This is a genomic window from Streptomyces sp., from assembly GCF_036524955.1.
In the GTDB taxonomy this organism is placed as follows: Bacteria; Actinomycetota; Actinomycetes; order Streptomycetales; family Streptomycetaceae; genus Actinacidiphila.
Map to the genome: position 1 here is coordinate 1 of NZ_DATDBG010000275.1, position 9,753 is coordinate 9,753.

General features: G+C 75.7%; 5 protein-coding genes. All 5 read right to left on the reverse strand.

Annotated features, from left to right (window positions below):
• Positions 1–45: 45 nt before the first annotated feature.
• Entirely contained in the window at positions 46–3,057 is a 3,012-nt protein-coding gene (fxsT, locus tag VIW71_RS22295) for an FxSxx-COOH system tetratricopeptide repeat protein (RefSeq protein WP_331624267.1), read from the reverse strand.
• A 126-nt stretch (positions 3,058–3,183) separates the two neighbouring features.
• Positions 3,184–4,737: an aKG-HExxH-type peptide beta-hydroxylase gene (locus VIW71_RS22300; protein ID WP_331624268.1), complete on the reverse strand. Its 1,554-nt coding sequence runs from the start codon at positions 4,735–4,737 to the stop codon at positions 3,184–3,186.
• Positions 4,734–5,957: an FxsB family cyclophane-forming radical SAM/SPASM peptide maturase gene (locus VIW71_RS22305; protein WP_414720811.1), complete on the reverse strand. Its 1,224-nt coding sequence runs from the start codon at positions 5,955–5,957 to the stop codon at positions 4,734–4,736. Before VIW71_RS22305 ends, VIW71_RS22300 begins: the two co-directional genes overlap by 4 nt.
• A 191-nt stretch (positions 5,958–6,148) precedes the next feature.
• A complete protein-coding gene (gene fxsA, locus VIW71_RS22310; RefSeq protein ID WP_331624269.1) occupies positions 6,149–6,352 on the reverse strand; it encodes an FxSxx-COOH cyclophane-containing RiPP peptide in 204 nt (67 codons plus the stop codon).
• 127 nt (positions 6,353–6,479) lie between these two features.
• On the reverse strand, positions 6,480–9,753 hold a 3,274-nt coding region (locus VIW71_RS22315), incomplete at its 5' end, for an SAV_2336 N-terminal domain-related protein (RefSeq protein ID WP_331624270.1).

The following is a 9,753-nucleotide window of genomic DNA, read 5'->3' on the forward strand; positions in this document are numbered from 1 at the left end:
GGGCCCCGGGCCGTCGGCGACTGCGACTGCGGCGCCGAACCGGCCTCAGCAGCTGAACGGCTCGAAGTCCCAGTACGGCCGGGTCCGCGCGCGGGCCACGAGCGTGTGGGAGTGCTGCGGGCCGAGCGTGGCACTGAGCGCGGCCAGCGCCTCCTCCTCGATCTTGTCGGCCTCCTGCCGTGTGCGCAGCATCCGCAGGTCGCTGGCGAGGGCGATCTGGCAGGACAGGGTGAGCGGGTGGTGCGGGCCGAGCCGGACCGCCGCCCGGTCGGCGGCGACGCGGCTGAGCTCGGCGGCGCTCTCCGGGTCGCCGGCGAAGTTGCGCGCCGCGCTCACGTTGAGCGCGCACCCCAGGGTCCACGGGTGGTCGGGGCCGACCGCGCGGCCCATGGCGATAAAAGCGTCCTCGACCTCGTTCTGCGACTGCTGGCGCTCGCCCGCGGCCCGCAGCAGCAGGCCGTGGTTGGCGAGGGCGCCCGCGGTGTAGGGGTGGGCGTCGCCGAACTGGTCGCGGTACGCGCGCAGCGCGAACTCGCCGCGCTCGCGCGCCCGGTCCAGGTCGCCGTGCTCCCGCTCGAAGCTGGAGTAGGTGACCGAGACGCGGACGGTGATCGGGTGGGAGTCGCCGAGGACCCGTTCGCAGCGTTCCAGCAGCCGGACCAGCAGGCTCGCCGCGCGCGGCCGGTCGCCGCCGCGGTAGTAGCACTGCACCAGGTTGTGTTCGGCGCGCAGCGACTGCGGGTTGTCGGTGCCGAGCACGGCCCGGTGGATCTCGTAGTTGCGTTCCTGCACGGAGGTGGCCTGGTCGTAGTGGCCCAGCAGCCGCAGGTTGTGGGCGTAGGAGTTCTCCGAGGACAGGGTGGCGCTGTGGCGCTCGCGCAGCAGATCGCGGCGGGCCGCGAGGGTGCCGCGGTCGAGATCCAGCGCGTCCTGGTAGCGGCCGAGCAGGCGGTAGGTGACGGCGGTGTTGTTCTGGGCGAGCAGGGTACGGGCGTCCTGCGGGCCGACCAGCGTGGTGTAGCCGTCCTGCACGAACCGGGCGAGGTCCAGCGCCTCGTCGTACCGGCCGAGGTTGCGCAGGTCCGCGGCCAGGCCGTTGGCGGCGCGCAGCACCAGCAGGTCCTGGTCGCCGCGCTGGGCGCGCAACGTGTCGTAGGCGTCGCGGTCGAGGGCTTCGGTGGCGGCGAAGTCACCGAGACCGCGCAGCATGTTGGCCCGGTTGTGGACCAGGTCCCACAGCCGCTGGTGCCCCGGTGCGAAGAGCGCGGGCCACTTGCTGGTGGCGGCGTCGGCCAGCTGCAGGCCGGCCTGGTACTCGCCGGACAGGTGCAGATAGCGCAGGCAGTTGATGACCGTGAGCTGGATGTCGGGGTTGGTGCTCTCCAGCGCGCCGGACGCCTCCAGATGCGGCACGATCTCGGCGTACCGCGGCCACAGCCGGGTGTCGGTGGGCCGGCCGGGGTCGGCCGCGGCCAGGATCTTGCGGACCACCCGGGAGTAGGTGGCCTGCTCCTCGGCCGGCATGTCGGCGCGCACCGCCTGGTAGACCAGCCGGTGCATCTGGACGATCTCGTTGGAGCTGGTCGGCTCCTCGTCCTCGGCCTCCTGCGGGTCGGACTGGATGACCGACCACTGGGCGAGCTTGCTGATCGCGGAGTTCCACAGCAGCGGGTCCTCCATCAGCCCGGCGAGCCGCTCCGGCACCTCGCGGATCGGCAGGTCGCGCAGCAGCCGCACCGGGATCGGCCCCGGCGCGAAGAACACGCACAGCCGCAGCAGGTCCACGGCCTCGGGTTTGTCCTCGCGCAGCCGGTTCAGCAGTATCGAGAAGGCGGTGTAGTACGTCATCTGGAAGTCGGCGGCGACCTTGAGGCCGGGTTCGACGTCGGCGCCGTGGCGCAGCAGTTCGATGTACTCGTCCACCGGCATGGGCGAGTCGTTGAGCGCGCCCGCGTTCTGGTCCAGGGCCAGCGCGAGGTCGCCGAGGGCGTCGGCGAGCTTGTCGGCGTCGGCGTCGTCCAGCCGGGGGGCGCGGCGGCGGACGAAGGCGATCGACTCGTACCGGTCGTAGACGGGCACTTCGACCAGGGAGCTGTTGTGCTCGCCCCACTCGCGGTTCTGCGAGGTGATCAGTACGTGGCCGGGGCCGCTGGGCACCAGGTCGTGGATCTCCTCGGGCTGGTCGGCGCCGTCCAGCACGACCAGCCAGCGGAAGTAGGGCTCGCCGCGGCGCAGCGCGTCGCGCACCGCGCGCAGCCGCTCCCCGTACTCGCGGCCGGTGGGCAGACCGAGGGCGGGGGCGAGGCCGGCCAGTTTCTCGCGCAGGGTGCCGCGCTCACTGGCCCGGACCCACCACACCGTGTCGTAGTTCTCGGCGCCGAAGCGGTAGACGTACTCGGCGGCGATCTGGGTCTTGCCGACGCCGGACAGGCCGAGCAGGGTGACCACGCCGGCGCCGGGTTCGGCCTGGGTGAGCTGCTGGTGGATGTTCCACAGAAGCTGCTCGCGGCCGGTGAAGCGGGTGTTGCGGCGCGGGACGCCGCCCCAGACGGCGGGCTGCTCCAGCGGGAAGCGGGGGCCGCCGGCGCCGGCCAGGGTGTCCAGGGAGGAGGAACGGGCGGGGGTGATGCCGAGCCGGGACAGCAGCCGGCGTTCGGCTTCGGCCGCGCCCATGCCCCACAGGTCGGCGGCGCCCAGCGAGGCGACGGCGCCGGGCATCGCGGCCGGGGTGACGGAGACGGCGGCGAACCGGTCGCTGTTGGCGGGGACGATCTCCCGCAGCGCGATGTTCCACTCCTCGTGGCTGCGCGGGCCGAGCCGGAAGTACCACTCGCTGAGCACGATGAGCACACGGCCCTCGGACAGCAGCAGGTCCTGTAAGCCCTGCAGCACGGTGTCGCCGGGGCTGATGTCCCACCGCTGGAGCGCCACCTGGTGCCCGTGCCGTTCCAGCCGGCTCGCGATCCAGGCCGCCCAGGCCCGGTTGTAGCCCGCGAAGCTGATGGTCACCAGTCCCCGCCCCCGCCCCGCCGCGGCGGTGTTACGCCCTCCGGTCATGCCGACCGACTCCCTCGTTGTACGCGTGGTGCCCTGACGGGCCAACAGGTGGCTGCGCCAGAAACTACACTGGTTCACTCCCCAGGAAACGTGTGGTCGTACCGTTTCGTCTGAGTTCCGCTGGTTTCACGCCCGTTGCCGCCGCCAGATGGCCCGGGTGGTCTCGACGTACGCCGCGGCGCGGGCCAGATGGCCGTCCGGTGGGACGTGCCGCGCCAGCCGGGTGTGGTGCGCCGTCATCGCGGTGACCACGGTGCGGCCCTGCGGCGTCAGCCGACTGGAGCCGAGGAGCTGCGGGAGGACGGCCTCCACCTGGGCGCGCCGGCGGCAGTGCGCGGCCCACGCCGACTCGCGCACCGCCGGGGCGGTCGCGGTGAGTGCCACCGCGAGGTGGAACTCGGCGAGCGCGAGATGGGCGTAGGCGCCCTGGAAGACGCCCTCGAACGGGCGCGGGTCGGGCCGCCACGGCGCCCAGTGGCGGGGGGTGTCGTCGGCGGTGTGCAGCGGGGTCAGCCGGGACAGGGCGATCAGCTTGGTGTGCTGGAGTTCGTGGACCAGGGCCGCGGCCAGCCGCAGACCGCCGCGTGGCGTGCTGCTGAGCAGCGCGCCGAAGGCCGTGCCGAGCGTGCCGCTGTACTGCGCGGCCGGTGAGCCGGCCAGCGGTACGACGCACTCCAGCAGGGCGTCCACCTCCCGGGCCCGGGTGCCGTCGCCCAGCCGCAGCCAGGGCTGCGCGTCCCGCCAGGCGGTGCGCCACCCCGCGTGCTCCACCCGGTCCAGGCCGTCGGCGGGGGCGAGTCCGTAGGGGTCGGTGCGGTCCTCCTCGTCGCGGTACGGGTCCGCGTCGTCGATCAGCACCGGCCGGTGGTCCTCGGTCCACAGCGCCTGGATGGGGCGCCACCCGGGCGCCGCGGACCGCCACACACCGTCGGGGCCGCGCCGCACCTCGACGGCGCGCGGCGGGTCCGGACGGCGGCCGACGGGGTGGTCGTACGGCCACCGGTACGGCCGCTCCCGCGGCTTCATGTGCGGGTCGCGGCCCGGGACGCCGCGGTCGTCCGGCCGCCGGTGCGCGGGGTCGTACGGGTGGCCGGTCGCCCACTCGCCCGCCGGGCCGGGCGACCGCTCGCCGGACCAGGCGTCCAGGTGCAGCCAGAGCCGGTTGCCGTCGCCGTCCACCCGGGCCTGGCCCGTGGCGCCGGCGGTGGGGGCCGGCGGCCGGTAGCGGCCGAGGGTGGGCAGCGTCAGGACGCCGTCCCTGACCGGTACCTCGGCGGTGAAGCGCAGCCCGGCGCGGGCGGCGGCGGACGCCGCGAGCGCGGCCAGGTGGGGCAGTTCGGCGGCGGCGCGCGGTGCCCGGCCGGGGCGGGTGAGGTCGCGCAGGCAGCGCTCGGCCCAGGCGCCGGTGAGCGGGTAGTGCACCACCCGGCGGGCGGCGGCCCGGTCCGCACGCTCCGCGTCCTCCAGCAGCCGCCAGTCCCGCAGCAGCCGGTCCGCGGTCCCCTCCGGCAGGGTGCCGGCCGGCGCGCCGCGGACCGCGTCGAGCAGCGCGCGCAGGGTCAGCAGCCGCTGCCCGCGCTGGCCGGCGACGAGCAGGTCGAGGGCGTGCGGATCGCTGCCGGTGCCGCCGAGCACAGCCGCCAGGTCGTCGGGGGCGTACAGGAGGCGTGGCGGCTTCACCGGCCGGTCTCCCGTGGCGCGCGCCGCCCCGGTCCGGTGCCGGCCGCCTCGGCGAGCCGGGTGGCGATGTGGCGGATGAGCAGGGCGAGGTCGGCGCAATACACCGACGGATGACGGAACCCGGAACCGGCCCTGTCGGCCTTGTACCGGTGCGCGTAGTGCCCTCCTCCGCACACGGTGACCAGCGGGCAGGCCAGGCAGGTGTCGCCGAGCGCGGCCAGGCCGGCCTGGCGGGCGGCGATGCCGGGGTGGGCGAGGGCGTCGTCGAAGCTGTGCCGGAAGACGTCGAGGCCGGTGGCGGCGGCGCCCTCGTAGGCGGACTTGAGCGAGTCGACCTGCTCGATGCTGCCGTCGGTCTCCACCACGACGGCGGTGAACGGTTGCAGGCCCAGCCGTTCGATGGCGGCGGGCACGCCGAGCAGCAGGGCCACGCACTCCTCGAAGAAGCGGACCCGGGTCTCCCGCCGGCCGGCGTCCCACCAGCGGTCGAAGACGGTGGTGAGCCAGCGGCCGTACGGCGCCGGGTCCGCGGCCGGTGCGGGCAGGCCCGGCGGCGGCGCCGTCCAGTTGCCGTGCGGCAGCAGCAGGTCGATCGCCGGCGGCCGGAAGGCGAGCAGGGATTCGTACACCTCCACGGGGTCTCGCCGCGGGTCGATCACGCAGAGCACCCCGGAGAAGGACTCGGGCGCGGTGTCGGCGAGCAGTCGCAGTCCGGCCGCGGCGGCCTGCCAGGAGGAGCGGCCGGCGTGGTCGACGCGGGCCGCGTTGTGAGCGGGCAGGCCGCCGTCGAGGCTGACGCCGATCCGGATGCCGGCCTCGCGCAGCGTGCGCAGCCGGCCGGGGGTGAGCAGGGTGGCGTTGGTCTGCGTGCTCACGTGCGCGGTGCAGCCGGGGGGCATGCGGGCGCGGACCAGTTCGGCGGTGGCGGCCAGCCGGTCGGCGCCGGCCAGCAGGGGTTCGCCCCCGTGCAGGACGACCGAGACGGCGCCGAGCCGGTGGGTGGCGGCGTGTTCGGCGATCCGCTCGGCGGTGGCGCGGGTCACGGCCTCGGCGGGGGCGCGGGGACGGTCCCGCCAGCCGTGGTCGGCTCCGGCGTAGATGTAGCAGTAGGTGCAGGCGAGATTGCACCGGCTGTGCGTCTTGAGGATGAACTGCCGCAGCGGGGCCGGGCGTACGGCGGTGCCGTCCCTCCGCAGCCTTGTCCCCTCCGGCTGCCGCACCACATCACCTCCCCCGAAGTGCCGGGCCGCCCGGGTGGCCCTCGCGGTTGTTCCCGTACGGCCACCGACGGCAAACACCGGAGCGGGGATATGGCCGTATCCCCCCGACCGGCGGCCAAAAGCAGATCGGCGCGGCGCGGCGGCGCGGCGGGCGGGCGGAACCGGTGGCCGCAGGGCGGGACATGGTGGTCTCAGCGCTGGACCCCGGCTTCGTCGGTGTCGTTGTCGAACCCCCACATCGCCTCGCTGCCCGGTGCCGCGACCCGCCGGCGCAGGTCGTCCACCAGCGCGGCGAGTACGGGGTGGTCCACGGTGCGCAGGTCTTCCAGGTCCATGCCCAGCAGGTCGATCCCGGCCTGTGCCGGCTCCGTGCCGTCGTGCGGTCGGTGTTCCATCGCGAGCCTCCGCTCGTGTCCCCGCTCCGCCACGGACGCCTGCCGTGCGGCCGTGGTCCCCCGTGTGCCTATCCCCGTTTCCGGGTCGCCCTATCCTCGCTTCCGCGTCGCCCTGTCCTCCTCCCGCTCAGCCCGCGCGGGTCAGTGCCGCCAGCCGTTCGGCGGTCACGTGGGCTTCCTCGGCGGCGGTGCCGCCGGGCAGCCGGCGCCAGTCGGCCAGGGCCGCCCGGTAGGCGTCCCCGGCGGCGCGGGGGCGGCGGGCGGACTCGTAGACCACGCCGCGCCAGTGGTGCGCCAGCGCGGACAGCCGCACCATGGGCTCAGGTTCGGGCATCCGGCGTACGGCGGTGGTGGCGGCCTCGGCGGCCTTGCGGTACGCGTCGGCGGCCTGGTCGAGGCGTTCGGGGCGGCGGTTGTGCAGGTAGCCCAGGCGGTGGGACTCGCCCAGCTCGAACCAGATCCTGGCCACCTGCGACGGCTCGACGGCCGGCTGCTCGGCCAGGCTCAGTACGTGTTCGGCCTCGCGCAGGTCCACCAGGTCCTGTTCGGCCTTGTAGCGCAGCACCAGGGCGCGGCCGAGCATCAGCAGCCGCTCGGGCAGCCGCGGGTCGCTGCTCGGGGTCTCCATCCGGCAGTCGCGCAGCACGCGTACGGCCTGGTTGACGAAGGACTCGCCGCCGGGCAGGGCGGCCCGGCTGAGCAGCGCGTCACCCCATTCGGCGAGCAGGCCGCTGTATTCGGGCCGGTCGCGCGGGGTGAGCCGGCAGGCCTCGGCGAACCGTACGGCGGCGGCCTCCACTTCGCCGGGTGGGCCGCCCGCGGTGTGCCGGGCGATCCCGATCCGCCCGGCACGGACCAGGACGGCGGCCCGCAGCAGCCGGTCGCGGGTCTCGCCGAGCGCCCGGTCGACCAGCCGCTGGGCCTCCGCGAGCCGTCCCCCGGCGAGGAGTTGGGCGTCCACCAGGGCGAGCGTGGCGCCGACCCGGGCCTCCGGCTCGGCCTCCTCCCGTTCCAGCGCGTCGAGTCCGACGGCGAAGGAGCCGGCCGCCTGCTGCGCGTACACCTGGACGCGTTCGCGCGTCCCCGCGGTGCCGGCCAGCCGCAGCAGCGCCCGGCCGTAGGCGAGGGTGAGGGCGCTGGGGCGCGGCTGCGACAGCGGCCAGGAGTCGGCGAACGCCTCCAGCATCCCGACGGTCTCCTGGAGCAGCCCGGCGTCGCCGCTGAGCTGCCACTGGTCCTCCAGCACCTGGACGCGTTCCAGGGTGGCCCCCAGCAGGCCGTCCGCGTCGAGGCCCGGTGCGGCGCAGACCGCGGTGAACTCGCGGTCCGCGCGGCGCAGCAGTTCCAGGGCGCCGCGGGTGTCCCCGGCGGCGGCGCGCTCCTCGGCGGCGGCCTGGAGGACCCGGCCGCGGACCGCGCGGGCGGGCACCGAGCCGGGGTGCGCGGCGGCGGTCTCCGCGGCCTCCTGCGCCTCGATCAGCAGGCCGGCGCCGCCGCGCAGCCGCCACAGCGTGATCAGCTGCTGGGCCAGTTCGCTCCACAGCTCGGGGTCCAGGCCGCGCACCCGCTCCTGGGCGGCGGCGCGGCGCAGCAGCTGCACGGCGTCCAGCAGGTTCTGCACCATGCCGTCCTGGGCGAACTTCTCCACCAGTTCACGGGCCCGCCGCACCACCGAGGAGGGGCGGCCGGCGGTGACGGCGGTACGGTCCTGGCCGCCGTTCTCCGGCAGCGGCATGAACCGTTCCAGCACCCGGGCGGCGACCTCCGCGAAGGGCTGCGGCGATTCGGTGACGACGCCCACTGTCTCCTCGGCGCGGGCCGCGTCGCGGACCGCGGTGGCGCGGGCCACCCGCCGCACGGCGGTGCGCACGGCGTCGTCCGCGATCCGGTCGCCGGGTCCCTCGGTGAGCTGGGTGATGGCCAGCGCCGGGAAGTTGGGGCCGCTCTTGCCGAACCGCTGCTCCACATACTCCGAGCAGTGCTTGAGGACGAGCAGCGCCTCGTCGCGGCCGAGCGGCCCGAGCAGCACGTCCCGTACGCCGTCGGCGAACTCGTACCACCGGTGGTCGTCGCCCTTGGCGCGGACGACCAGGCCGCCGAGCAGCACTTCGGCCAGTTCCGCCGGGCCCGAGTCCGGCAGCATGGTGCGCTGCACGAGCTGCATGACGGGCAGGAAGAGCGGGGCCGCGGCGAGGTAGACGGCGAGCTGGGCGGCGGCCGGTGAGGCCGCCGAGCGGAACCGGCCGACCAGCGCGGGGGCGGGCACGGTGGTACGGCGCGGCGCCACGTGGGTGGCGGGCTGGTCGGGGCGCACCCAGCCGACGGCGGCGGGCACCTCGCCGGCGCCCATCCCGGCCAGCAGCCGCGCCCAGGCGCCCAACGCCTGTGCGGTGGGTGGCAGTACGGGCACCGGCAGCGCGTCGGGCGCGGTGGCGTAACCGGCGGCGCCGGCCGAGAAGCGCAGCGGTGTGGCGAAGGCGAGCCCTTCGGCGCGGTGCAGCACCCCGTAGGAGACGGGCAGCCGGGTGCGCGACCACAGCCGGGCGGGCAGCGGCTGGAGTACGGCGACCGGGCCGTGCCGGGCCAGGCGGTGCAGCAGCCGGTGTGCCTGGCCCGACCGCCACAGCGGCCCGGCGCAGTCGCTGACCAGCAGGGTGATCCGGCGTCCGGTGGGGTCGCTGAGCTGATCGGCGGAGCGCAGTCCGGCCGGTTCCGGGTCGAACCGGCCGCTGACGGCGGGGACGCCTTCGGGGGTCGCGTGCAGGTAGCGGACCTGCACCTCGTGGAAGGCACCGAGCCGTTCGAAGACGCCGCCGAGCTCGTGCAGCATCCGCTCCCACACGTACATCGAGGAGGAGGCGTCCATCAGCAGTTGCATCGCCGCGTCGCCGCGGGAGACCGGGCGGAAGACCGGCAGCAGCAGGCCGGCGGCGCGGGCGGTGCGGTCCGCGGTGGCCGATTCGTCGAGCACTTCGCGCAGCGGGCGGGCGGGGTTGCGGTAGCGCTGCAACGGCCTCAGCGCGGCCTGGAGTTCGAGCAGCCTGGGCAGTGCGGCGGCCTCGGGGATGGCGACGCCGAGCGCGGCGCCGCCGGCCGCGGACCGGCCGCGGCCCTGCGCGCCGGCCCCCGGATACAGGCTGATCAGTCCCTGGTCCGGCACCTCGGGCGGAGGGGGCACCAGCCGGGTCCCCCGCCCGTCGGTGCTGTCCCCGGCCGGCCGTTGCAGGTACCCGGGCGGCGGGGTGTGCTCGGTCCCGTCCCCGCCGGGGTCCGCCTGCCCTCCGCCGTACGCGGCCCCGGTCGGCCGCGACCACCGGGCCAGCCACAGCGCGTCGGCGAGCTCGGTCGCGCCGGGGTCGAGCCCGGCGTCGCTCAGCGCGCCGACGAGGGTGGCCCGCGGG

Coding starts and splice junctions, on each gene's coding strand:
- fxsT (WP_331624267.1), bottom strand. CDS start 3,057: ATGACCGGAGGGCGTAACACCGCCGCGGCGGGGCGGGGGCGGGGACTG.
- fxsA (WP_331624269.1), bottom strand. CDS start 6,352: ATGGAACACCGACCGCACGACGGCACGGAGCCGGCACAGGCCGGGATC.